General features: G+C 49.4%; 22 protein-coding genes. 9 read left to right on the top strand and 13 right to left on the bottom strand.

The window, feature by feature from the left end:
- Window positions 1-102: 102 nt before the first annotated feature.
- Entirely contained in the window at window positions 103-234 is a 132-nt protein-coding gene (locus tag H6G00_RS36305) for a hypothetical protein (RefSeq protein ID WP_277881979.1), read from the top strand.
- Window positions 235-263: 29 nt separating this feature from the next.
- Here H6G00_RS36305 and H6G00_RS27005 read toward each other — a convergent pair whose 3' ends face one another.
- Together H6G00_RS27005 and H6G00_RS27000 are read right to left on the bottom strand one after the other, a co-directional pair.
- Window positions 264-2,288, bottom strand: coding sequence for an AAA family ATPase (locus H6G00_RS27005; protein WP_190799089.1), 2,025 nt, complete (start codon window positions 2,286-2,288; stop codon window positions 264-266).
- Window positions 2,289-2,315: 27 nt separating this feature from the next.
- Entirely contained in the window at window positions 2,316-3,128 is an 813-nt protein-coding gene (locus H6G00_RS27000; RefSeq protein ID WP_199318731.1) for a hypothetical protein, read from the bottom strand.
- Between the two features lie 376 nt (window positions 3,129-3,504).
- Between H6G00_RS27000 and H6G00_RS26995 the strand changes: the two genes are divergently transcribed.
- Window positions 3,505-3,777 carry a hypothetical protein gene (locus H6G00_RS26995; protein WP_190645833.1) on the top strand — a complete coding sequence of 91 codons (273 nt, stop codon included), beginning with the start codon at window positions 3,505-3,507 and terminating at the stop codon, window positions 3,775-3,777.
- A 154-nt stretch (window positions 3,778-3,931) separates the two neighbouring features.
- Here the strand turns inward: H6G00_RS26995 and H6G00_RS26990 are convergent, their stop codons facing one another.
- The 4 genes from H6G00_RS26990 to H6G00_RS26975 form a co-directional block, all read right to left on the bottom strand.
- Complete coding sequence (locus H6G00_RS26990; RefSeq protein ID WP_190799088.1) at window positions 3,932-4,558, bottom strand: antibiotic biosynthesis monooxygenase; 627 nt, start codon at window positions 4,556-4,558, stop codon at window positions 3,932-3,934.
- 39 nt (window positions 4,559-4,597) lie between these two features.
- Complete coding sequence (locus H6G00_RS26985; RefSeq protein ID WP_190799087.1) at window positions 4,598-5,257, bottom strand: antibiotic biosynthesis monooxygenase; 660 nt, start codon at window positions 5,255-5,257, stop codon at window positions 4,598-4,600.
- 123 nt (window positions 5,258-5,380) lie between these two features.
- A complete protein-coding gene (locus tag H6G00_RS26980) occupies window positions 5,381-6,388 on the bottom strand; it encodes an AraC family transcriptional regulator (protein WP_199318730.1) in 1,008 nt (335 codons plus the stop codon).
- A 51-nt stretch (window positions 6,389-6,439) separates the two neighbouring features.
- Window positions 6,440-9,664 (bottom strand): MFS transporter, encoded by a 3,225-nt coding sequence (locus H6G00_RS26975; protein ID WP_190799086.1) that lies wholly within the window; start codon window positions 9,662-9,664, stop codon window positions 6,440-6,442.
- A 485-nt stretch (window positions 9,665-10,149) separates the two neighbouring features.
- Between H6G00_RS26975 and H6G00_RS26970 the strand changes: the two genes are divergently transcribed.
- From H6G00_RS26970 to H6G00_RS26955, 4 genes are all read left to right on the top strand, one after another.
- Window positions 10,150-10,737 carry a dual specificity protein phosphatase gene (locus H6G00_RS26970; protein WP_190799085.1) on the top strand — a complete coding sequence of 196 codons (588 nt, stop codon included), beginning with the start codon at window positions 10,150-10,152 and terminating at the stop codon, window positions 10,735-10,737.
- A 507-nt stretch (window positions 10,738-11,244) separates the two neighbouring features.
- The gene (locus tag H6G00_RS26965; RefSeq protein ID WP_199318729.1) at window positions 11,245-13,647 is read left to right on the top strand and encodes a hypothetical protein; all 2,403 of its coding nucleotides are present in this window, start codon (window positions 11,245-11,247) and stop codon (window positions 13,645-13,647) included.
- Window positions 13,648-13,816: 169 nt separating this feature from the next.
- Window positions 13,817-14,884 (top strand): isopenicillin N synthase family oxygenase, encoded by a 1,068-nt coding sequence (locus H6G00_RS26960; protein ID WP_190799084.1) that lies wholly within the window; start codon window positions 13,817-13,819, stop codon window positions 14,882-14,884.
- A gap of 247 nt (window positions 14,885-15,131) precedes the next feature.
- A complete protein-coding gene (locus H6G00_RS26955; RefSeq protein WP_190799083.1) occupies window positions 15,132-15,431 on the top strand; it encodes a hypothetical protein in 300 nt (99 codons plus the stop codon).
- 6 nt (window positions 15,432-15,437) lie between these two features.
- On the opposite strand, the gene H6G00_RS26950 is transcribed toward H6G00_RS26955, so the two are convergent.
- A complete protein-coding gene (locus tag H6G00_RS26950; protein WP_190799090.1) occupies window positions 15,438-15,944 on the bottom strand; it encodes an MgtC/SapB family protein in 507 nt (168 codons plus the stop codon).
- 335 nt (window positions 15,945-16,279) lie between these two features.
- On the opposite strand from H6G00_RS26950, the gene H6G00_RS26945 reads away from it, so the two are divergent.
- Window positions 16,280-17,242, top strand: a complete 963-nt coding sequence (locus tag H6G00_RS26945; protein ID WP_190799082.1) for a sulfurtransferase — start codon at window positions 16,280-16,282, stop codon at window positions 17,240-17,242.
- A 53-nt stretch (window positions 17,243-17,295) separates the two neighbouring features.
- Window positions 17,296-17,490: a hypothetical protein gene (locus H6G00_RS26940; RefSeq protein ID WP_190799081.1), complete on the top strand. Its 195-nt coding sequence runs from the start codon at window positions 17,296-17,298 to the stop codon at window positions 17,488-17,490.
- A gap of 85 nt (window positions 17,491-17,575) precedes the next feature.
- Here H6G00_RS26940 and H6G00_RS26935 read toward each other — a convergent pair whose 3' ends face one another.
- From H6G00_RS26935 to H6G00_RS26925, 3 genes are all read right to left on the bottom strand, one after another.
- Entirely contained in the window at window positions 17,576-20,239 is a 2,664-nt protein-coding gene (locus H6G00_RS26935; RefSeq protein ID WP_190799080.1) for an NfeD family protein, read from the bottom strand.
- Window positions 20,240-20,310: 71 nt separating this feature from the next.
- Window positions 20,311-20,469, bottom strand: coding sequence for a hypothetical protein (locus tag H6G00_RS26930; RefSeq protein ID WP_190799079.1), 159 nt, complete (start codon window positions 20,467-20,469; stop codon window positions 20,311-20,313).
- Window positions 20,470-20,572: 103 nt separating this feature from the next.
- Window positions 20,573-20,800 (bottom strand): hypothetical protein, encoded by a 228-nt coding sequence (locus H6G00_RS26925; protein ID WP_242042524.1) that lies wholly within the window; start codon window positions 20,798-20,800, stop codon window positions 20,573-20,575.
- Window positions 20,801-21,005: 205 nt separating this feature from the next.
- Between H6G00_RS26925 and H6G00_RS26920 the strand changes: the two genes are divergently transcribed.
- Window positions 21,006-21,416: a hypothetical protein gene (locus H6G00_RS26920; protein WP_190799078.1), complete on the top strand. Its 411-nt coding sequence runs from the start codon at window positions 21,006-21,008 to the stop codon at window positions 21,414-21,416.
- Window positions 21,417-21,659: 243 nt separating this feature from the next.
- Here the strand turns inward: H6G00_RS26920 and minE are convergent, their stop codons facing one another.
- The 3 genes from minE to minC form a co-directional block, all read right to left on the bottom strand.
- The gene (gene minE, locus H6G00_RS26915; RefSeq protein ID WP_190645844.1) at window positions 21,660-21,950 is read right to left on the bottom strand and encodes a cell division topological specificity factor MinE; all 291 of its coding nucleotides are present in this window, start codon (window positions 21,948-21,950) and stop codon (window positions 21,660-21,662) included.
- Window positions 21,951-22,013: 63 nt separating this feature from the next.
- A complete protein-coding gene (gene minD / locus H6G00_RS26910; RefSeq protein WP_190645845.1) occupies window positions 22,014-22,823 on the bottom strand; it encodes a septum site-determining protein MinD in 810 nt (269 codons plus the stop codon).
- A gap of 109 nt (window positions 22,824-22,932) precedes the next feature.
- Window positions 22,933-23,796, bottom strand: coding sequence for a septum site-determining protein MinC (gene minC / locus H6G00_RS26905; protein WP_190799077.1), 864 nt, complete (start codon window positions 23,794-23,796; stop codon window positions 22,933-22,935).
- Window positions 23,797-23,876 lie beyond the last annotated feature (80 nt).

Below are 23,876 nucleotides of genomic sequence, written 5' to 3'. Positions count from 1 at the left end.
CTGGTTTACACTCTGGCTTTGTGAGATTAATCCAGTGCATTAACCAGTTCTCAGGATGGCTTCCTCATCCTGTGCCTCATCGATTTTCCTCCGCCTAGAGTGATGAAAGAGGGATATCTTCCAAAACAGCAACCAGAAGCATTTGACGAGCCAGAGCAATCCCTCCCGGTTCCTGCCTTTGCGAGTGAGCTAGTTTTAAGTGTGGGATCTGTTTTTGGTTGGCTATTCGAGTGATGGAGTTTGCACAACCACCGAGTTAATGCTCAAGCGGATTGTTCGGGAAGATAAACTAATTGTTCTTCTGGATTGGGGTTATCGCCAAGAACCTGCAGCTGATTGTCTTCCGAGAGTTGCTGAATTAGCTCGTTTACCTGGTCTTCACTAATTTCAGTGAACTGACCTACCGTAGTTTGCACCATCACTTGCCGTCCCAGCAGTTGGTGAGTTTTGAGCAGGTCTAGTAAAAAGTCTTGAATAGGTTCGTTGTCGGGTTGAAACTCGGGTTCGGAGTCGTCGGGTTGAGAGGCGATCCCCCCCTCTCCTTCCACCTCAACCGTCTCCTTACTCGAAAGAACCCCCAAATCCTTGAGCAGTGTGCAGTTCTGCAAAATGTGAGAGTCTCGAATAAAGAACTCTAGCGCCTGAATGTCCAGTGTCTTTCCGGCAACAACGATTTCTCCAGCGTAAGCGGCATTCACCAGGCTGTGATAAGTCGCTAGGTAGTGAACCGAGTGCAGGCTAGGCTTGAGATGTTGGTGAGGAGTGTTTTCTGCAAAGATTTGATCATGTAACTCATAGCCCCGATTGCCAGGTTTACCAATGCCTTCTGCTCGAATCAAGAATAGCTTTTCGCACAGGTTTAGCTCAACGGCGCAGCGGCAGGCATTCATGATGTGGAAGAGAGTGGTGAGGCTGGGGTCTTCGTTCCAACCGATGCCAACTCGTCCCTGATTGTTGGGCTGATAGCTAAAGGAATGGCTGGCGTAGGTGGAGCTGGGCAGGAAACGCGGACGAATTTCACCTACTTGCAGCGCGGCGAAGGTTTCCTTCAGCATTTGGGTGAGTTCAGGGGCGGAAAGCTGGCGGATACGAGTGATGCGTTCCTGTACTCGGTTGAATTCTTTGAGCCACACCAGTTTGAAAGCGGCGATCGCATCTTCCGGTTGTTCTGCCTTGCTGGGGCCAACTTTGTAGCTTTGAATGATTCGTCGTCCCAGTTCCAGCGCATTACGCGGATAAGTTTTGCCGCCTGGATACTTCTGCTCCAAGACCTGACGGGTAAGCGGAAAGATAGGTGAATCAGGTCGGGGATCAGCCTGCCGATGCAAGGGCCGCAGTCGGCTGACCCAGACTGCCTCTGCCTGGTCGAGTGAAATCGGCTTTAGCGGCACGGAAGTATCGATCCGCACCTGATCAGCCAGCTGGACGCGATCGGCGTTTTGTCGCCAGGTGCTAGTAATGATGCTGATGATTACCAGGAAGTTTTTCAGCAGTTGGTTGTGAATGCTGGAATTGACGTTAAACAACGCTTGTAGGTCGATCGCCCCAGCTGAAGTGCGGGCAATATTATCAAGCTGGTCAAAGCAAAGGACAATTGGCTGCGTTTCGGCGGCAATTCTGCCAAAGTTTGCTAACACCTTTTGGGCTGCGTCTTCTGTCTCGATTGAGTGTTTGACGTTGAGCAATTTCAGGCTTTCGTCATCCAGGTTGTCGCCTCGCAGCCACTCACAGGCTAGCGGATAGCGATCGGGATCAATCAGGTCATACAGCACGCCAAAAAACTCATTAGCATTGTAGATGCCGCTGGGATAGCTGGCTTTGAGGCTGCGGACGAAGCGTTGGCGATCGCTCAACACCCAACTGACCATGCCACCCTGCTTAAATGCAGACAAACTCTTGAGCCAAAGCAAAAGCTGCGATTCTGCCTCACCTTCTGGCTTTTGCACCAAGCTATCCACCGTGTAGCGCAACACATGCCGCCAGATCGCCTCACTTTCAGGGAAGGGATCAATGTAGACAAAGAAAGCTTTGGGGTTGAGAATCCGCTTTAACCGCCCCAATACATGAGTTTTTCCAGCACCAGAGTCACCAAACATCATGACTGTGCGGGTGCGATGATCTCGCGCCACCTGTTCTAAAACCGCCTCCACTTCACGGATCACTTCCTGATGAATCGACTCCACGTCTAGCGCCGGATCTTGCTCCTCATGCCAAAAGTTTCCCGGCTTAAAAGTAGCGGGATCAAAGGGGTTGATCGCTTGGCGAATGATCTGATCAATGGCAGTCATGATTTTAAGTTTTGAGTTCCCAGTCCCCTATACAACGGTAACGAAAAACAGCGATCCGCCAATATCTTGAGGAATACCTGCCTCGACCTGTTCAGCGGTGTAGCGGGTTGCATCTTGTAGTGAACTCAGTTCGATCTGGTCTTGCCGCTGCAATCGGTATAGTGCTTGGTCTAGCTCGTCTCTAGAGAAGGGAGGCTGTAATTTTTGGCGCAGGTGAAACAAAGGCAAATAGTTTTGGCTGCCTAGCTCACGATCTAGGGTTTGAATGATTTGCAGAATTTCAGCATCGCTAAACTTAGCTGGGATTGAATCTGCCTGAGGGAACGACCCATTTGAAGATTCGGGCTGACGCAAAAAACGCAGGTAGCAGTCCAGCAAACCGAGACTGATGTTACCGCTACCCTTGGGACTATATTCCGAACGTAGGTAGGCTTTTCCCCGATCGCTTAGCCAGATTTCGTCAATTTTGGTTTCTGCTTGAATCAGCCCTCGATCGGTTAATTTCTTGAGAATGGCTTGTTTTTCGGCAGCGGGTCTGATTTTTAGCTGTTCAGGAGTAATCCTCTGGTCTTCACACGCTTTAAGGACTTTTAGCTCCTGCTCACTGACTGGAAATTCTGTTTTGAGCTTGAGTAGCGCTTTGCCTGCGGGAGCAATTTTGAAACTCACAATTTTTTGAGAGCAGTCAATTAAGCCGCGATCGCACAGTTGACTACAGGTCTTATTTCGCTCGGAGGACGAAGTTTTGGCGCTCGGCTGAATCTTCGACAGCGATGCCCGATAGCCCGAAAAACTGAGTAACTGCAAAAGAAACTTAAGTTCTATGGTCGCTATTTCCATGCGATCGCCCGACTTATCCAAACTAAGGTTAACGCTAGCTCGATGCCCAACTCACAGCCTAGAGGAAAGAAAGTTTTTGGAGCAAGTCTTTCAAAGTCAGGTAATCTCAGCCTTCTAGCACGAATTGTGCATTTGTACTAGTAGAGAATGTAAAGTTTTGTAAGTTTAATTCGATTGAGCGCTGCTGATAGTGGATAAGCTGTTATCTTTTCCTACAGATAGTGTTTGGGTAGCTCTACTCCCACTAGTCAGGCTTAAAGTTTAATTAATCGCTATTCACTTGGCTGCTACTCACCTGTAGTCCAATGTAGCTAACTTCGTCCTATCACTACGCCTGATTTTTTCGCCCTGTTAGCCTTCGCACCACCTTAAACTTATGAACTACCAAGAACATCTCAGTCCCTGGGTTATTCACCAGCTTTTACCCGACTGCCAGCAGGAGGCGATCGCCCGCTTTCGTCACCGCAACGATGCCGAAGGATATTTGAAAGCAATGTCTCAGATGCGTCCTAACTCAAAGTTTGCGATCGCCTTTGATGTCAACATCTCAGAAGGCAATCTTGCTTCTAAAACTCAAGCCGCCACATCAAACCCTAAGTCCAACAAGAATAGCACGCGGTCTAAAGCAAAGACCGTAGCACCAAATTAAACTCAGACCTTACGTTGTCTCCCCTAAGAGTAGCTGCGGCTAGGAGTTGGCTCACAGATTGAGCGGTACGGTATGCCAAACCTGTTGGTTCTGCCGATCAATCAGCCATCCTAGCCGCATTTTCTTACTTTTGGATTCTATAAACTGAGCAACATCAGGTTGCTGCACTTTGGGCGTGTACGACATTGTACAGGTGAAATTCATTGCGGGCTAAGCCTTTCCAGTAGGGTTGCTCTGGGTTAAAGCCAGGTTGCTTGAGAATAGCTTCAAACGCTTCTTTGCTCTCCCATTGTCCATAGTTAAACATGCGGGTTCCATCCAGGCTGCGATGAAAGGTTGCTGAAAGTAATCCGGGTGAGTTGCGCATTGCGCGTTCTAGCTCAGCGGAGGTGCGCTTAATCATCTCAGGTTGATGAGTGGAGGTCATGCGAAATTCGGCAAGGTGAGTGATGCGATCGCCCACCACAATTTCAACTTCTGCTGATAGCGATCGACTGGCGGTTACTTCTAAGAGGAGTGAATCAGGTGGAAAAAACTCACTAAATACGCTGGGGCGAGGTAAACTGCGATGGTCAAATTTGGGTCTCCACTGGCTATAGGTAAAGACTCGCACACCGTCCAAACTCCGATGCACGCTGGTTGACACGAAGTAAGGATGGTCGAGCCAAGATTTGATTTGCTCCTGAACAATTGCATCAATCAAAGCTGATTGATGACGTTCTGCAACAGTGTATAGATCTAGCCCAGCACTCGCGCTATTCGTCCGGTCAATTTGCACCATAGTTTTACTTCCTCAACAGTTCAATAGGTGAATTGAGCATTACTGTTGTGAATGGGCTGATTCGGTAAAAACAACCTGATGAAGCGACATCTGAAACTCATTATTGGCAAGTGAGCGCATCACCAGGAGCGGTTCAGCCATTGGCGGATTTGCATTCATCCTGGCATACAGTTCCTGGGAACTCCATAATCCGTAGTTGATTGCGCGGGCACCATCAAGCGATCGATGAAAGTGTGTGCTAAGTAAGCCTGCCTGTCCTGAAATTTGCTGGATTGCTTCTGCAGTTGCTTCTAAGAAACGGGGTTGATTAGCCGGATCTTTTAATCTGAACATACCGAAGTTAACGAGTTCCGGCATATTTGCTGTGATTTGCATTTGGCTGTCGGCTGGCTCACTCATGAAAATGTCGTAGAGATGAGTATCTGGAGCAAAAAAGCCAGTAATCTTAGTCGCTAAAGCAATATCTTGGTTGTTGATATAAGTTTCATAACTGGCTTGATCTTGCCACTGCACATAATTAACGACACGCAGCCCATCCAGACTGCGATGAATAGCATTCGCAATATACCCAGCCTGCTGTTTGAGAATGTCGTGAGTGTAGGCAATCAAATTATCAATTAATAGCCATTGTTGGTCGGGTTGGGTAACAAAGATATCTAGCTCTGCTAAAACCGAGTTGTCTTTGAAGACAGTAAGCATTAGAGTAACTCCTCTGAACGAATGGACTAGCAGATGAAGTTGAAACACTGCAAATTGCCAATCGATAGTACGGAGCCTACTCACTGATGTATATCGTTTTCTTGCTACTTTAGAAGGTTCTTGCTACTTTTTGAGGAATTGCTTGGGTGTAACTCCAAGGAGACGCTTAAAGTGTCTACCAAATTGGCTCTGGCTGGCGAAACCAACCCTCAAAGCAATGTTGGCAATACTTCGATGCTCTTGCGTCATTAACTTCTGAGCAAGGTTAATTCGCTGTTCAATGACGTATTGGTAGGGAGAATAGCCTGTAGATTGCTTGAACAGTCGAGCGAAGTGATATTGACTCATATCGAGTTCTGCGGCGATCGCCTCCAAAGATATATCTTCTGCAAGATGAGTTTGGATGTAGTCAATTGCCTGCTGCAACTTATGATTCGGCAATCGGCCGGAATATGGCTTTATTTGTTGTTTGTGGTTGGAGTAGTGACGTAATAGGTGAACGGCTAATGCATTTGCCATTGTCTCTGCGTAGAGGCGATCGCTCAACCCATCGAATTCTAACTCTGCTTTGAGTGCCAACCCGACTTGCTGAATGAGAGGATCGCAAACCTTAAGCTGCGGCACAATCTCGCGGTAGGCTTTCACTGATTCATACGCAGCAGAGGCAAACAGCTTTGGCTCAAGGCGCAGTAGCAGGAAGTCTGCGTCCGTATCCCAAAATAGTTTGCGATGTAAGTGAGGAGGCGTAATCATGATGTCGCCTTGGGTTAGGCGATCGCTGCTCCGCTGTCCATCAACTGTTCGTTCGAGCTGAATGGGTTGCCCCAAATGAATACTCAGGAGATAAGTTGGCAGACAACATTCAGACTCTCGATTAGCAGGCTGATAGTGGTGTTCTACTCGAAGAATGTCTGAGACGATGTTTTGACTTTGCAAGAGAGGCGATCGTGGCACAATCTGCAAGGTAGCCTTTTTCCCAGTAGAGTCCTGATTCATATGCTTTGCTATACGTAGTCCGTCATATTCAAAAATAATCAAAGCAAGAAATTCTGGTAAGGGCGAACGGTCTTCATCCTTGTAGGCAAGCCAAATAATAACCAGTTCCTCAGAAAGAAGAAAAGCCTCCTGCATAGGAGGCTTTTGGGGAGCTTGAACTAAGTCAAGGGACTGTCAAGGAAAAGTTTAGAGGACAGCTAGCCATCCAGCGCCAGCGGAGGCTGCAGCAGAAACTAGAGCAGTTGCAAACAACCACCAGGCAGCATTTGCGGCTGCTTTGCGGGTTTCGTCTGCCTGAATTTGAGCCTGTCGCTTAGCAGCTTCTAGACGACGCTGAGCATCTTGCTGAAGCCGTTCGGCTCTTTGCAGAACGCTGAACCGTGCCCCTTCAACCTGGTCGATGATGCGGTTAGCATCGGACTCAGAAATGTCCTCACGGGAGCTAAGCAAGGCAACCAGGGTACCTCGGTCAACTTGACCTAGGCGACCCCTTAGAGCATCAAATCCGGCTTGAGGATCGTTGAACAGGGTACGTAAGTCACGCTTGATGCCATCGTAGTTGAGCTCAGGGCGCTCTAGCGCGTTGAGGTAGTTGCGAATCCGGGCAAAGATGCCGTCAATCACAGCCTGAATTCGATACTGAACATTGCGGAACTGGGTGACGATCTGGTCACGCACAGATTCAATCTGTCCCACTACTCGCTCAGCTTCTTCGGGGGTCATGTCTTTGCGCTGAGACAGGAGGGCAACCAGGGTGTTGCGGTCAAAGCGGGAGAGGCGATCGCCCAAATTTCTCAGACCAAATCGCGGATCTTGGACTAAAAGCTGCAGGTCACGCTTGATGCCTTCAGGATTCAGTTCTTCCTTGTCGGTGTTCCGCAGATATTCCTCAACCGTAGACTCGAAGTCGAGTACCTGTTGCTGTGCCCGTAGAGCCAGACGACGAGGAGCGCGCAGTACCGTCCGAATCGATTCTTGAAGTTGGTCGATGGTCTGGTTGATTTGCTCTTCGCTCAGGTCTTGACGCTGGTTGAGAAGCTGCACCAGAGTTTCTCGATCCATACGAGAGAGGCGATCGCGCAAGGCAGTCGCTCCGGCTTTGGGGTCGTTGAGCAGCTTTTGCAGATCTCGCTGAATCCCTTCAGGGTTTAGCTCGTCTCTGCCTGTCGAACGCAGGTAATCAGCGATCGTGCTGGTAGCCTGGTCATACTGTTGTTTTGCCTGCCCAGTGAGAAGTTGAGGCGAATGAGTTACCTTAAACCAGGTCGATTCCACCTGGTTAAGGATTTCACTTGCCTGGTCTTCGTTCATGTCCTTCCGCTGAGCCAACAGCTGTACCAGCGTATTCCGGTCAAAGTGAGAGGCTCTTGCTCGGAGCAATTCCATGCCTGCTTGTGGATCGTTCAGCAGGACCTGCAGCTCATTCCGAATGGCATTAGGATTCAGCTCATCTCTGCCCGTGTTTTGCAGGTAGCCCTGGAGGTTTTGCCAGGTTTGCTCGGTTCTTTGTCTTGCTTGCTCATTGAGCGACAAACTTTCAGAGAGAACCTGATCGCGGGTCTTCTCTAGCTGGTCTAGAATTGGACCTCTTTCCTCTGGCAGAATGTCTTGCCGAGATTCGAGCAGAAGTCCCAGCTCAGAACGGGTATAAGGAGCAAGACGACCGCTCAGGGTTTCATAGTCTGCCTCGGAATCTTCGAGCAATGCTCTAAACGCCCGCTGGTTGTCATTGGGGCTGAGCAGTTGCGTTTTAGGTGTGAAAGACAAGTAGGTTTCAATCCGCTGACGCAAAGACAGGGCTGCTTCCCGCTCTTCTGCGCCTCGTGCAGTCACCAAAACTTCTCGACGAACCATTTCCAGCTGATCGGCGATTCGCTGAAGTTGCGCCTGAGTCAGCAGTCCGCGTGAGGCAAGAATATCTATGAAATCAGAGCGATTGATTTGCTCTAGCTGACGGCGCACGGCGGCGGGGTCAGCGGCGGGATCATAGAGGACGTTGCGGAAGTCACGGGCAATCGCCTCAGAACTCATCTGCCAAGCGTAGGTGTTGAGCAGATAGTTTTCGATGTCTGCACGAATGGTGTTGTAAGGCGTAACTGAGGTTTCAACCCCAAACTGACTGCCCAGCTTGCTTGCCTGTTCACCAAAAACGCTTTGAGCCGTACCTTGAACAGACTTCAACCGATCCATCACTTTTTCAAGGTTGAGATCGGAGATGTCCGCCCGTCCCATAATCATGCCCATCAGAGGCATCAGGCTAGTTTGTAGAGACTGCACAGAGGCAGCAATTCCGCTCTGTCCACTCTGCCCGCTTTGTCCACCCGGTCCGCTCTGATAACCACCAGCGCCTTGCTGAGAGTATGTATCTCTAGACTGACGAATTTCGTCGATTAGCTGGTCAATTTTGCGGTTAAATTCTTCTGTGTTGAGCTGCCCTTGTTGGGTTGAGCGCAGGTAGTCAAGTAACTCTGCCATGCGATCGCCTTGTGCCCGCTGTCCTAGAGTTTGCTTCCAGGTGCGCTCTAGCTGATCGGCAATCCGATTAACTTCCCGTTTAGACAAGTCAGTACGGCTGCTGACCAGGTCAACAAAGGTTTGACGATCGACATTTTGAAGGCGATCGCTACCTGCCACAGCCCGCAGTTCCGGATCATTCAACATCCGCTCAAACTCACTGCGGATCTCCGACATATTCAGCTCAGTCGGACGCAACGTATCCAAATAATCCTCAACCGTTTCGCGAATGCTAACCGGATCGACCGCCGCACCGAACTCTCGTCGCACCGCCGAAGCAGCCGCTTCAGCCGTTGACACGACCTGACGGTTGACCGCAGAGCCACCGATTGCCGCTGCCGCAGTTCCTAAAATTGCTTGGAAACCAGAGGTCGCAGCATTCACAACTGTCCCAACCAAAGAGCCAGCAGTGGTAGAGCTAATCCCAACGAGCAATGAGAAGTAAGTTCCCCAAATCACCAATCCAGTAATTGCTCCTAATACCGGACTCACTAGCAAACTCAGCTTTACAGCCAGGAAGCAGGATATCAGCAGAGCAATAGTAACTGTAATCAGCGTCCATACTCCTACACCCAGGCTGATTTTGCGAATCGTCGAACCGATACCGCCGCTCGAATCATCATCACTGCTGCTACTGCTACGATTGCTATGACTAGCATCGGGATCGGTATACTTGCCCAGGTAGGAGATTCCAACTGCGACTGACAAGTTAGTCAACACAAGCTGAATGGCAAACGCCAGGACAAGACCTGAGATTAAAGCAATCAAGAATTGAGTACCCCAGTCTGCCCCTTCAAACAAGGCTGATGCCTGTTCAGGATTTTCTACCTCTGGAACTTGCGCCAGCCAAAACTGACCACTCCATATATTTATCGCACTCACTGTAGCTCTAATCACAACCTTAGCCTCTTCGATAGGTGGAACTCACGCACATCAAGAACTCGCGTGAACGCAAAACGCTATATTTCCGAACTCGACAGCAGCACCGAATCGCCTCAAGGGAACTAACAGTACAACCGTTGAGATGCCCCCTGTGAATCACTTTTGCTCAGACATTTTTCCAAGCAAAAGAATCACATGCTGCCCCCAATCGCGCTGCTGTGATGGCAAATGAATTTAGCCAGTTCCCACAGAATCTCTGATCACTAGGGGATTTATCATCTCCCGTAGGTGGGAAAAGCCCGAAAACCACGGGGAAGAGGTGTCCAAAAGAACTAAAAGGAATAGGACTAAAAGGAATAACAAGAACGACTCAATTTCTGTTTTTATCCGGATTCAAGTCTTTGACCTTGGGATGAGTAAAAGTGGCGATCGCTCTCTTCGCTTTAGCTTATTCATCATTCATGTCCTGACTACCTATTTTCGTAAGGGAGTGCAAGTCCTTGCGACAGTTTAGAAAATTATTTGGGCAAACCAACGCTGGGGAAGCCAACCTACCACCGACCGACTCTACTACGCCTCACGACACCGGGGATTTGCAGCACGATTCTCATCGTCACCACTTAAGCTGGATCATTCCTGGGAAACTGGCGGTCGGCGGTCTGCCCCAGATGGGAGACGGCGCGATTTTGGCGCGAGAAAAAATTAAGGTGGTGCTTTCCCTGTGCGCCCAATCTGAAGGCACCTTACCTGAAGATGTTGTGCAAAAGTTTCGCTGTTTGCGGTTCATTTTGCCGGACAGTCACTACATTTTGGGGCTTCAACCCAATCAGCTTGAGCAGGTCGTAGAACTGATTCACACCCACATTCAGAGTCAGCAGCCAATTTATGTTCACTGCCTGGCAGGGATGGAGCGATCGCCCACTGCCTGCATTGCTTATCTCTGCTTACACCACGACATGGAACTCTGGGAAGCGATCAACTGCGTCAAACAAGCTCACCCCAATGCCAGACCCACTGAAGGTCAAGTTCAAGTTATCCGCGATCTAATTCGCCAGCCTCAAAGCTTTCACAATATCTTTAGTGATTAGATTCCTGCGTGAATTCCTAGGTGAAGGGTGATGCGACCATTCATGCTTCAAATATTCATGCTTCAAATAATGATCCATGCAAGAAGTCTATTGAGCAAAAGTAAGCTTAAGAACTTGTTAAGAGTAGAAGGCAAAGCAGTTTCTAAGGATACCTTAAATGTCAAGATACCTCCTAACTGCGTCTCCAGCTCTACTTGAAATCCCGATGGGTAATCAGGTGGGGCTGATATTTTTTTCGGGATTTGCTGAGAATTGTGCGTATTTACAGAAGTAGCTGTTTGATGAGTGGCTTTGATAAATGGGATTGTCGCCAGCTTGGCTGTTGAGTTTTGTGCCTCAATCCAACCTAGAGGCTGCTCAGCTTAGACAGCTTAGACGGCATCTAACAACGCTTCAACTTTCAGATGGGATCGTGGTGTGACGAGGATGGCAAAGCGACTCAGCAGGTTTTTTCAAGGAAATTTTAAGTACAGCGTTTCGCAGATAGGAAGCAAGGGTCAGGTTTTCATGGCGCTGACGACGTTGCTATTGCTGTCTGCCGACTTGCCGCTGCAAGGAGAACTGCCTCGCACCCTGCCGTCGCCCCAGGAAGCATCTGAGCAGGCGGAACAGCTCAGCCCTGAAGAATTGGTTGACCTGGAAATTGATGAAGAAATCCGCGATCGCCTGCGCTTTGACCCAACCTGGAGAGCGATCGCTCAGGCAGTGCAGCAAGACGTCATGATCATCAAGTGGGGCGACGGACAGGTTCAAGACCCCATTTGGAAACGGTTTGGCACAAAAACATTTCCGCTGTTGAGCTATTACGTGCAGTCGGCTGACCCGACTCGTCAAGCTTACGGGATGGCTGGCATTCGCAGCTTGGGTGCACCTTATTCCACACTATGGCTAGAGCGTCAAATAGAGCAGGGGCAGTCTGGCACAAACTTCTACTTGCTGACTCAAGATCCGGCTACTTTGCTTAATCAAGCTAGCTATACCCCCTCCTACGATTATGATCAGTGGAAGCGAGATTTTGGTTTGGATGATCCCCAGACGCGCGATCGCCTGATTGAACTTGCTAGAGCCAACCTAGAGCCTACCAACGCTGGCAATAATTACGGTCAATTTAATCTGGCATTTCTGGAAGCCATGTTGGGCTATGAAGCTGTTCACCCAGAGGCAAATCCACCTGAGGAGGAGCCTGCACCTGAGATTCCCCAGTGGGACCAGTTGGCAGAATTGCCCCAGCCCACTGAAGCACAAGTGCAGGAGGCGATCGCCTATTACCGCAGCCTTCCCCCTAATACGCAGGAATACATTTTGGTAGAGCGTTTGGGTCCGGTCAAAGCGGGTGAGCTTTCGCCTGTAGGCACAGCACTGCTGAAAAACTTGGCGGCTAATCTGGAATTGGAGAACCGCATGTGGGCGATCGCAGAACTCAACCGGCACGGCGACCCCGAAGGCAAAGCGGCATTACAGGAAATCATCAATGGCGATCTGAGTCAGCTTCAGCCGCTCACTTATATCGTGCAGTACGACCCATTTTATGACGGCGATCTGGCAAAAAGTTCTCACGCTTACTTCTTGCTGGTTGGCATTGCCGAACAATATCCCGACTCCAAATTTATTCGTGCCAGTCGAGAATATGGTGACCTCACGGGATATTCCTACTTTGGCAGTGCGCCCCGCAGTCAGGAAATTCGCGATCGCATCGCCAACAAAACATCCCAAGAGCGAATGCAGGACTGGCAAGACTGGCTTAGCCGCTATCCTGACCATCCCGGTGCTGATGATGCAACCTACTTCCTGGCACGCGCCTTAGAAGACCAGAACGACCCTGTCGCTGCAATGCGCTACTGGGTGCAAATGATGACCGAAACGCCTGGTGACGGAGATGCTTCCTATCTAGCATTTCCCCATGTGCGAACACTGTTAGACATTGGGCTGACGACTCAGCAAGTTGAAACGCTCTACGAACAGTATCAGGATAAAGCGATCGCCCCCCTATTCCGCTATGCCCTGGCAGCCCGGCAGGCGCGAGAACACAACTATACCGAAGCGCTAGAACTCTCCGAAGGGCTGAATCTAACAGAAATGCCTGCTTCCATTTTGAGAAGCTACTATCGCAACGACTCCTGGTTTAGCAGCTACAACCGCCAGGCTGAGATTCAGATTGAAATGCAGAACATGTTGACCGAACAGCGTCAGCGCTGGCAACAGCTGCAGCAATTGCAGGCAGAAAACACCCCCGAATCTCGCTATCAGCTTGCTTCAAACTGGGCAGGGGCAGGCGGTTGGAAGAATGGCTACCTAGCAGTATGGGATCAGTGGCGCACGGGTTATTTGCCAACGGGAAGCTGGGGAAATGAGTACTGTGAAAAGTTTTGGGTTTGCAATCTCAACTTGCGGCAGGCAGACGCAGTGCAAAATAGCTATCAGCAAGCAAGCCAAAATGCGATCGCCCTCTCGCTCTACCAAAATTTATTGGACGACCCCTCAACCCCAGCCGAGCTGCGTGAAAAAACGCTCTACATGGCTGCCTCAACGCTCCTGTGGCAGTGGGAAAATCACCCCTTTGGTGAAACACTGCGAATTCATCCCGTAGCAGGAATGAGTGGCGATCGCCCTGCCCTAAACTTCACTCCAGTCTCTGATCCAGAAGCAGACTATGAGCAGCGGCAGGAAAATTACGAACAAATCGAGCAGGATTACCTGAGCTATTTGGATAATACAATTGCCACACTGCAAAGTGAGTTTTCCAGCAGCCCATACATTGACGATTTACTGTTTTCTCGCTACGTCATGAGTGGTCAACCCCAATACTTGGAGCAGATTGTGGAGGATTATGGGGAGGGCGATCGCGCTGCCGAAGCCGGCTTCCTGCTAGAACATCGCCCCAACCTGCCCACCAGTGAATACAGTTGGTGAGTTGTTGATGCCTCTCTAATTCACCTTTTTGAGTCACCTTTTAAGGTGTGAATGATAGCGCGGCTCCGTCACGTTATCATTCACACCTGAGTTCTAGTGTTCCTCTTTACTAATTCTGCATTTCTGAGCTTGAATAGAAATCAAATGAAGCAAAACCTAGAGGTTGGATATGACATCAGAAAGGGCCGCTGAATCCGTCGCCAATTCTCCTTCCACAGATGCACATTCAACCCACATCACTTCTGAAAACACCAGTTTTCCAATTATTGATATTGCCCCTCTGTTTACAGAAGATCAGTCATCTCGGCAGCACTGCATTGACCAGATCAAACACGCTTGTTTAACCGTTGGCTTTTTTGGTGCACAAGGAGCCTGTTCTCAAGACCTAATTAGTCGCGTTTACCGCCAGTCAGCTGCCTTTCATAGCCTCAGCGATGCGGACAAACGACCCTATTACAGTCTAGAAAAAGTGATTACTCGGGGATGGGTACCTCTACATGAAGAACCCGCCTACGAACCGGGCACCATCTCTCATGTAGAGTCCTTTGACTTAGGTTTACACTTACCACCTGACGATCCAGATTATATGGAATCTCCTTTATTGGAGCCAAATGTATATCCTGACTTAATAGGTTTTCAGGAAGACATTGATACTTATTACGCCGAAATCAATCGCATGGGTAGCGCACTCTTAGAAGCGTTCGCTGAAATGCTGGGATTGGAGCGCAACACCTTCAGACAAATGAGTACTCGTCGTGCAGGTTCCAAGATGAGACTATTGCACTATCCGGGTGCCGATGATCAGGACAGACAACCAGAAGAAAGTAGTTCTCCTGAAGGCGTTAAGGTTGGCATTAGTTCACACTCTGACTTTGAGATGCTCACTATCATGCATCAAAATGCTCCAGGGTTGCAGTTGTTGAGCCGCGCTGGAGAGTGGGTTGATGTACCCGTGATTCCAGATGCATTTAGCGTGATTCTAGATGACGCACTGGAGTTTTTAACCAATGGTGTGCTGAGGGCAACTCACCATCGTGTACCGCTGACAACCTGGGAGCGGTACTCACTCATCGTGTTTCACGCTGCTGATGTAGACCAGGTGTTGCAACCCCTGCCCGAATTTGTTTCACCAGAAAATCCACCCCGCTATCAACCTATTACCCAAGCGGCTCACATTCTGCAACAAACCTACGCTGGAATTGATAACTCCCGTGAGATGGAGCAGTTAGCCTCATAAGAAACTGATTTGCTCTCTTTCCAATCAAAGATTAGGTACTCATAGAGCAGGGATGCACTCCGCAACGCGGGAGTGCATCCCTGCTCTATTTAGCGGGAAAGGAGTAAGGACGCAGGTGAAAGGGCACTCCGTCCCACTGGGTACCCTTTCATCTGTAGCCTTTTTGTTGAAACGGTGTTACGGCAATGCTTGAGCTTGTTTTTTCATACAGGGTATGTCATACTTCGTCAAATCTACTATAAATCTAGTGGTTTACCGTAGATTCTATCCAGTCTTTTACGTTGAATTTAACCAGGAGAGAAATCGTATGGCGATCGCCACCTCGCTTCACAGTTCCAGCGATCGAGTCACCCTTCAAACCCAAATTACTAAGCAGAGACATATCAAATTGCTAAAGTCTCGTTGGAGTGGCGGACGAGCCTACCTGCCACTCCTGGGAATCGCTCTACTGCTTGCCATCAGTTTGGTGCTCATTCGTTTGCACAGATTTGGCTTGACCTTGTTCAGCAGCTTAAGGTTCAGCAGCTTAAAGCGAGACATTCGATAGCCAGCCTTACTCAAGCCAGTTCCGCCGTTCAAACTGCTTCAACTTCTTAACGCCACCCAAAACAAATAGCGTCATCAACGTTCCGATGACGCTTAACTGCCATAGCCCACACCCTGCCGCTGCGCCCAGCCCACCAGCTAGCCAAATCGCAGCGGCAGTCGTTAATCCTTTAACCTCAGTCCTATCCAAACTAGGATGGCGCTGCTGCAAAATCACGCCACCCCCCAAAAAGCCGACTCCCGTTGCGACTCCTTGAGCAACGCGGGCCATTGCATTGAGAGCCGTAGAACGAGCGACCTCGCTAGATGCCGTAGCATCAGCAAGCTGATCCGCAATCTCATTCTGCAAAGGCAGCATTACAAACAAAGCAGAACCAAGACTCACAATCATAAAAGTTCTCAATCCAGCAGGTCTACCCGTGCGTTGACGATTGATGCCAATCGCAAAGCCAACCACGAGAGCCAAAGACAGTCTTGCGGTTACACTCTGCCAATCATTAGGGCTAAAAAACATTGAGGTCATGACTCAAGCCGGACATAAATCCGGTAACTCGCTGTACTTAAGGGTGATTTAGAGGTTAGGCTTAGGTTAAGAACTAGTTAATTTCAAGCAAATAAACCCCAGGAGAACGTTTGGCGGGATTTATCTTGCGTGGTTTTCGGGGGTATGAGATGATTTTGAATGTTAAATACGGTTTGTTGACTGAGTTACCGTATTTTCCTCATTCATCTACTGAAGATCCATACAGATGCAGCTTTATCGCAAGGCACAGCTTTGTCAGAAGTAGAGGGAAGGGAACCGTTTAGCAACTCAATGGTTAACTGCACCATTCTTTGAGGAGACTCAATATGATCATGAGGTTATGGAGGAAGTTCACTAAGACGACTTGGATAACGAGAGGGGTTGCCTTCTTTGCATCTTTGTTGGCATTTACAGTAGTGATTCCACTGTTGCCGTTTGCCTCATCAGCAAACCCGTCTGCCAGCGTGCAATTTGTCCAACCTGCTTGGGTGGCGGAACATGGCAGCGATCCAAATCTGCGTATTTTGGACGTGCGGCTTAACCCGTTGGAATATTTTGCAGGTCATGTGCCTAACGCGGTTCACATTGCAGACAACACATTTCGTGGCCCCAACGGACAGCTTCCGGTTCAATATTGGCAGCCTGACAAGCTTGAAGAAACATTCAGGCTGGCAGGAGTCACAGATGAGAGCAAAGTTTTGGTTTACTCGGATGGTCGAGATGTGCTGGGAGCAACGATGGTTACCTATCTGTTAGAGCGCACCGGACATCCCGATGTGGCGATTTTGGATGGCGGCTATGCTGGCTATGTGTCGGCTCAACTTCCTGTTGTCAAAGAGTTTCCCCAATATACTCCTGGTACTTTTACAGTCCGTGATGATGACTCAGTCAGAGTCACGCTCGATCAGGTACGTGGACTGATTGGTCAGCCAGGAGTCACTTTTATCGATCCGCGTCCACCAGAACTGTTTTCAGGAGAGCGGGATCTGTGGATTCGTAATGGACACATTCCCGGTGCAAAGAACATTCCCTGGCCCACGTTTACGGTAGGAGAAGCAAATTTCCATCAGCTTAAACCACTAGATGAGATTCGGCAGATCCTAAGCGATCGCGGCGTTTCACCCGAAGACAACATTATTGTTTCTTGCAGCACAGGGCGTGAGGCAACGTTGCAGTACAACGTGCTAAAGCATCTACTGAATTACCCCAACGTGAGAGTCTATGAAGGTTCCTGGACAGAATATTCTTCCCATCCTGACTTACCTGTAGAGACGGGTCCTGGGGTGTAGAAGCGTAGCACTCTAAGTGATAAGAGCTAAAAGTGATAGGAGGAAGTTCTTAGATGAAATCTGGAGTTCTGATAGCATTTGGGGCGATCGCCACGCTCTCTTCAACAACCCCCACTCTGAGTTCACATCACGTTATCCATTTCGGCTTATGGAGTGGGCAGGAAGATCAGCAAAAGCTAACAAGCTGCGATCTTCCCGAACCTACCTCTACGCCTGCACCAACCGATAGTGATGAACCATCCGCTTAAACTTGTGCAGTTGCGGAAGTAGTAGATTTCTGGCGTGATTGTGATGTAGGGGCGTGTCGTAATGATACGCCCCAAACTGCATTGTTTAACTTGCTGCTATGGGTCTTGCGGCTCTCTGTACTTTTTCAACCTGCTTAGGCGCAGGAATCTTATGGAAAAGCTGAGTTGCCGCTCGGAAGTTCGCTTCGCTTTCGGCAACTGATCCCATAGCTTGGCAGGTTAACCCAAGCTGATAGTGAACTTCGGCTAAATCAGCTTTAGCTTCAATCTCAATCAACAGCTTTTTGGCGGACAAAAGATGGGCGATCGCCCCCTTAAAGTCATTTTTAATCAAACAAAGTTCTCCTAACCCTTTGAGTGCATTTGCTTTGACCTGCGTGTAATGGCTTTCCTCAGCATAGTTTTTAGCTAAGCTGTACATTTTGTGTGCTTTTTCAAGCTCTCCTAGATTCTGATAGGTTTGACCTAAGAAAATTAGGCTGTAGCCTTTGCCTCGGCTTGAGCGAATCGCTGAATAATCGGTGTAAACCTTTTTCGCGAAACCAATCGCAATCTGATTGCGCCCTGAGCAAGACATCAAAAATGCCAAACAAGCAGAAGCGGTGACGGCATATCTGTGAAAATCGGTTCCTTCGGCGAGAGAAATGACTGCCTTGAAGTATCTGGTAGCTTCCTCAACTTCCCACAGGTCAATTTGGCATAGACCAATGTTGTAAAGAGAAACGATTTCAAGCTCTTTAATTTTGAGGGCGATCGCTACTCGACGAGACTCCTGATGATAGCGAATTGCCCGATGAATATCGCCTGCTATCCAATACAAATCACCCAAAATATTGTGCAGCTTACTGAGCGAATAGCCAGGTTTAACGCGATCGATAATTCGAGTGATGGTCGTAACCATCTGTTGCAGCAAACCCAGCCTGTAAAACGAAACGCCCAATGGCTCATTCTTACCCCAGCGGTTATCTCTAGCGTAGAGAATCACATCTGCGGCTAGCTCAACTCGGTCTGTTTGAAGATAGTGATAGTAGGCTTCCAGCGCCCGAAACGCATCATCAGGTGTGTTAATTGCCTTAACACTGTGCGTCCAAAACTCTGCTGCCTCTAAGTTGGCAATTTCCCATTCGCCGCTTGCCTTTAAGATTTCTAGCGCCTTTGCCTGAATGGTTGGATGCAGCCGATATTCGCCGTCAATCAGTTCAATTAAGAACAGATCGCGCAGAAAACGAATCACTCGCTTGTGTTGTTCTGGCGGCACATCCCAAAGCAAACAAGCAACTGCTTCAATGGGCATTCTGGCAATTCTTTGATAGCGATAGCAGCCTAACCGATAAAGCAAACGATAGGCTTCAGGATAAAGCCGTTGTAAGCGGCTAAAATGGCTTGCAACTAAGTTCTCAAGCTCAACTTCAACTAACAAGTCAGAGCTATTTTCCCGCCAGTATGCTTCCAGATTGCCTGCATAATCCATTTGGATAATGCTGCTCAAAATAGTCATTGCCTTAGCATTGCCGCGATAGGCTGTATGAATATCTTTTAGAACTGGAAAGTTGACGTTAATCTGATTTTGGCTAAAGAACTGTCCCCAAGCTTCTTCTTCTAAACCTGCTAAGACGTAGGGATGCACACTGACACTCGCCTCATGCACAGGCTCACGGCTGGTGATGAGCGTGACGGAATTTACTTCTGGGTCAGCTAGAACTCGCAGCAGTTCAGCATAGTCTCGATGCGGTTCGACAAACTTTCCGTTCTTGTCTAGTGCAGGTTCCAGGTTGTCAATTAGAATGCAGACTTTTTGGGTCTTTAATTTGCGCCTGAGCCGTTCTAGCGATACGCCAAATTCGCGTCCGGGCTCCTCGTTAAAGTTGCGCCGTAGCCACTCCTGGACGATGCTTTGAGCAGAGGTGAGGTTGCGGGTTTCTTTGGCCATCCAGCACTCTAAGCTTTGCCCCAAGTTTTTTTGGTTAAAGTATTGCCGCGCCAGAGTGGTTTTACCCAAACCGCCGCTACCCTGAACCACAATGACTTTTGCGCCAGCATTAACCAGGTTGTCGAGATCGGCGATCGCCCCTGTCCGCCCGACAAACACCACGTTGGTGTCAGGGAGCGACGGTTCAGGACGAATCGGAGGTTGCCCTGGTAGGCTGATCGGCGCATTCAGCGTAGACATCAGGGCTGAGCTGGCAGGTTGTGGGGTACTGCGTCCGACAATTTCCTTCCAGTCCAGCTCTAGCACCTCACAATAGGCTTTGAAGGTATTGACGTTAATGGGCTTTGCCTGGAGGAAACGATCCCAGGTTTCGGCTGAGATTCCGCCAGCCTGCTGGCTGGGCATCCCAATCGTTAAGGTATCGGGGATCAAGACTTTACTAGCCGCTTCGATAGGGCGGCGATCGCCAGCCCACCAACCCTTTTGGGCAACCGCTTGGTTAATCCGCGTCAAGCCAGAAGCGGAAGCCTTAAGCAATAGCGCTGGCTCAACCAGCAGCGTAATATTGCGATGAATTCCAGCAACGTCTACCACTTCCCCCGGATCAATCGTAATTCTCTGCTCACACCAGGCAGGCCACCACGACCCTTGAAACTGCACCCGTCCCGCCTTCAGCGGTTGAATGGTTTGTGTGACAATTGCCTGTCCGCCCAAGTAACTGTGATTAGGGTTTGGTAGCAGCTTTGCTGCTTTGCTGTCTAGGTCAGATGGTTCAGTTGGACGAAATGACGTAAAAACTTTGAGCAGACCCAATTTCATTTGCGGCTTCCTCCCGACGGTAGATCTTCTGATGAGTGGAAGTTGCAAGTTCTCCGATGCACCTCTGGTCGTTATTGGTTTTTAGTTCCACAAAGCTTGCCAGAATTGCTCTGAGATAGCGACTTTTCCAGGATTGACATGACTCTATCACGTCCAGACTGACGGCGGGTTTCCACCGTTTCTAGCCGAGTAAAGTCAGGGTTGCTCTCACACCGTTTTTCTTGACGCAAGAGGCTATTCCTTCTTGCGTTCGTGGAGCAATCATACAATTCCCGTTTCAGTTCATGTTGCAAAATAAGCTGCAAAGATAACGGTAAAGCCGAAGAAATAGGGTTATGCCTTCAGACAGCGAACGCAAACCGAAAACACTGCCATGACTGAAATTATTTCGACGAACAGCTGCAGAGACAGGGGCGTAAGGGCAAACCCCCAAACCAACAAAATTGCCCCTGCGATCGCCGCTGCAATTCGAATAATTTCCTCCCCTGTCTTCAGTCCAACCCAAATAATTCCTAGACCCATCAATAAAAAAATCGAATAAGCGGGAGGCATGAAAGTCATTAACAGTAATCTCCTAGCATTTCACCTACTTTGAATTTTAGATTGGCAATTTTCAACTGTAAAAACGAGAACAAAACCTACCTAACTGACCAGTGGACTTCCCACTTAAGAAAGACGAGCCGGGAACAGTTCCTCAGTTAACGTTATGAAGCTTTATGAACCCAACCTCTAGGTTTGGGTCGCTAAAAACTAAAGGAGATTTGAAATGAAACAGGTAATTGGTCGTCTTTTTACAGTGGGGCTTCGCCAAGTCCTCGCAATTTTTCTAGCTACTACTGCACTCTTAGGTATTCCTGCGTTTAGCACGAGCGTGTCGTCTCAGGCACTAGCCGTCACCAGCGAATTTCAAACTAAATCCCCCACGCCTTCCAATCCCTCCGCAGTGTCTAAAAAGACAATTCAGCGGATTCAGGATAAGGCTGAGGACTTGGGTGACAGCCCTGAGCATCCCATTGGCGACACGGGGCTAGGAAATCTGAGAGAGCTAGGTGAGAACGTTCGTGAAACCTTTGACCTGAACGTGCGCCAAAAGGGGGCGATCTATGACGGAGATCAGCCGAGCAATGTTCAGTCTCTGGACAGAGCACAGCGTGAGACAGAGCGCTCGGCTCGATAGTTTGTCAATCAGCTTGTAGCTGTAGGTTGGGTGGAACATCGTGAAACCCAACAGACACTAGAAACATGAATGATATTGAGTTTTGCAGCCGCTATTATCCAACTTGTCTTGGTTGGTAACGCAAAGCAATGCAAGCTCTGAGCGGGCGTAGCATTCGGGCGAAGAATCAGTTCTAAGTTTTTTAGAATAGCTGCCGAATGCTGCACCCCTACCCAAACCCCTATCCAAGCAAACTCAACTGCGTTATGGATTGACCTCCACTTGCGGCTCTGCTCTCACTCGGCGAATCGGCAAATTTGCGATTAAGGCAGTTGCTCGCTGGTCGTTCTCTAGCGAAAATTCTGACTCCTCTGGGTCAATTTCCACGTATCGTGAAACGACTTCCAAGATTTCTTGGCGCATCTTTTCCAGCGTTTCAGCGGGTAAATCAGCCCGATCGTGAGCCAACACAATTTGTAGCCGACGCTTGACCTCTTCACGGCTAGAACTGGGTTGTTGACGCGGGAAAAGTCGTTCGAGAAGTTCGCTGATCATGGAGCTTGGGGGAGAAAGTCAATCAAGGCTGGATAAGAAACCGAATTAAAGCTGAGAGTGATATTAGTTGCGGGACGAGTTGCGAAACAGCCGCCGAATGCGACTGAACAGATCGTCATGAGCAGCCATCAGATCGAGGAAAGGCACCTTCTCACCCTCCAGCCGTCGCGCAATATTGCTAAAAGCTAGCCCCGCCATTGAAATGTTTTGCGACAGCACCAGCGGTTCGCCTCGGTTGGTTGAAACGATCACTCGCTCGTCGTCTGGGATCACACCCAGCAGCGGCACTGCCAAAATTTCCTGCACGTCTTTGACCGACATCATCATGTCTTCTTGCACCATTGCGGGTCTGAGACGATTGACAATTAAGTGGACTTTTTTAATGTCGTTTGCTTCAAGCAAGCCTATCACCCGGTCGGCATCACGCACCGCAGCAATTTCGGGCGTAGTCACAATGATCGCCTCTTTGGCTGCAGCCGTCGCATTCTGAAAGCCCATCTCAATTCCAGCAGGGCTGTCTACCAGGATGTATTTGTAGGTGGCGGTCAACGAAGTGACCAGTTGCTTCATCTGGTCGGGGTTAACCGCATCTTTGGTGCGATTTTGAGCGGCTGGCAGTAGGGCTAAGTTGGGTTGGCGTTTGTCCTTGACCAAGGCCTGATCGAGCCGACATTCGCCTGCTATAACTTCCACAGCGGTGTAGACGATGCGGTTTTCTAGCCCCAAGAGCAGGTCTAAGTTTCTCAAGCCAAAGTCGGCATCGACAACAGCAACTTTATGACCGCGCTGAGCCAGAGCCATGCCCAGATTGGCGGTGCAGGTGGTTTTTCCCACCCCACCTTTGCCAGACGTAATAACGATAATGCGACTCATTGAATTGCTGGGGTTGATAAATGGACGATGGGGGTAGGGGATTAGGAATTGGAAATGCGATCCGCACGCCTGCGCTGACTAGATTGGCTGTTACAGTTCATCAACCAGATTACGAGAGACGTATTCTGGAAAACTCGGCGGCTCTGGCGATGCGAATGCCTTCTGAGGACACGTAAGCAATTTCGGGATGAAATTGGTCGGGGGGCATTTCGGGAGCACGGGCAACAAATTCGGCAATCCGAATCTGGGTCGGCTCCATTCGCAGGGCCATGATCAGGCATTGTCCGTTTCCGGCGGCTCCAGCTTGGGCTAGCCCTCGTAGACAGCCCCAAACCAGCACGTCGCCATCTGCAATTACGGAACCACCGGGATTCACATCTCCCAAAACAACAATTGTACCGGGATGACGGATTTCGACACCAGATCGAACTACGGTTTGCACATAAAGTGGGTCAGCTAGAGCTTGCCCGGACTCAGCAGAGGGCTGATTGAGGTGAGCGACGGGCGAATGTTGCTCAACAGAATAGCCTGTAGTGGCGGCAGCGACAGCAGTTTGACGGCGGCTGGTGTAGACTCGCTTGAGCTGAAGCTGGGCATCGGCTAGGGCATCAGCGATCGCCTGCAATTGGCGCACATCTAAAAGGCGATCGCGGGCAACTAGATGCACCGCTGTTTCAGGTTGCCAAAACCGCTCTCCGGCATTGAGCCGCTGTTTTAGCTGTTGCCAAAGGTCATTCCAGTTACTCGTGTTAGCGCCGTTACCGGATGGGCTGATGCCAGCAGCGCTATCAGAATTAGCACCCTCTTGACTAGCATTGCTTTTGCTGGCGCTGCTGTGGTTGGCGCTTACCTCTGCCTCTGGCGGCAGAAGCAGCAACAAGCGCCCCCCCTCACTCTTAAACCGAACCTGTAGATTGGGGTTATCTGAAGCGGGCTGTAAAATTGCTGGCGCAGGTGCAGAGGAGTCATTCATGCAAGGACTTGGGCTGTCAGAGTCTAACAGGAACTACGTATGTAACCCATATAAAAGCCGGGGGAGTGCCCCTTCGGGGC

It is taken from the genome of Leptolyngbya sp. FACHB-541, from assembly GCF_014695875.1.
In the GTDB taxonomy this organism is placed as follows: domain Bacteria; phylum Cyanobacteriota; class Cyanobacteriia; order Elainellales; family Elainellaceae; genus JAAUTN01.
The sequence above is the reverse complement of the archived record's forward strand: the minus strand, read 5'-3'. Positions and strand labels throughout refer to the sequence as shown.